The sequence below is a fragment of the Candidatus Viridilinea mediisalina genome, assembly GCF_002532535.1.
GTDB classification, from domain to species: domain Bacteria; phylum Chloroflexota; class Chloroflexia; order Chloroflexales; family Chloroflexaceae; genus Viridilinea; species Viridilinea mediisalina.
In genome coordinates, this window is the sequence record NZ_NQWI01000286.1 from 1 (window position 1) to 1,186 (window position 1,186).

1 tRNA gene and 1 rRNA gene are annotated in these 1,186 nt (G+C 45.6%); both read left to right on the plus strand.

What is annotated here, in order from left to right:
* A 16S ribosomal RNA gene (locus CJ255_RS25170) occupies positions 1-619 on the plus strand; the annotation flags it as partial.
* A gap of 218 nt (positions 620-837) precedes the next feature.
* A tRNA-Ile gene (locus tag CJ255_RS25175) sits at positions 838-911 on the plus strand.
* Positions 912-1,186 lie beyond the last annotated feature (275 nt).

A 1,186-nucleotide genomic window follows, 5' to 3' on the forward strand; every position in this document is an offset into this window, starting at 1 on the left:
AAAGGAATTGACGGGGGCCCGCACAAGCGGAGGAACATGTGGTTTAATTCGATGATACGCGAGGAACCTTACCTGGGTTTAAATGGGAAGTGACAGACTTGGAAACAGGTTTTTCTTCGGACACTTTTCAAGGTGCTGCATGGTTGTCGTCAGCTCGTGCCGTGAGGTGTCGGGTTAAGTCCCATAACGAGCGCAACCCCTATTGTCAGTTACCAGCACGTAATGGTGGGGACTCTGGCAAGACTGCCGGTGTAAACCGAGAGGAAGGTGGGGATGACGTCAAATCAGCACGGCCCTTACATCCAGGGCTACACACGTGTTACAATGGCCGGTACAAAGGGCCGCTACCTCGCGAGAGGATGCGAATCTTAAAAGCCGGTCTCAGTTCGGATCGGAGTCTGCAACCCGACTCCGTGAAGCTGGATTCGCTAGTAATCGCGCATCAGCCATGGCGCGGTGAATACGTTCCCGGGCCTTGTACACACCGCCCGTCAAGCCATGGAAGCCGGGGGTACCTGAAGTATGTAACCGCAAGGAGCGTCCTAGGGTAAAACTGGTGACTGGGGCTAAGTCGTAACAAGGTAGCCGTACCGGAAGGTGTGGCTGGAACACCTCCTTTCTGGAGCATGTTTTGAAAAAACGACTCACTAAAAAGGAAACAGCCAAATTAAACGAAACTAACTGCCCGATTTGGCGGTATTGCATCTTTATTATATATATCACTCTTCCACCTGTTACTACCAAGGAGGACATTTCTCCACCAGCATCAAAAAGAAGGTGGATGTATGAATCAAAAGACTGTAAAAAGCAAAATGATTCATTCACATAAAGAGATTTAGTCCCGTAGCTCAGTTGGTTAGAGCACTACACTGATAATGTAGGGGTCCGCAGTTCAAATCTGCGCGGGACTACATTTTTAAGTTCAAGGTTTTAAGTTCGAAGTTCGAAGTTTAGGGTTTATAGTTGATAGTTGATGGTTTTGTAACGTAGCGGGAATGTTTTTAAGGACCTGGACAAGAAAAAGATAAAATTGCAAAGGCAATTTTATGATAAAACAATTTTTTACTGATGGTTTTACTGGAAGGCAGTAAAATTAATCACACTGCACATAACACAAGTGCAAAACGTTCATTGACATATTGACCGAAATCGAGAAATAAAATAACACGATAACTACGTGTAATAA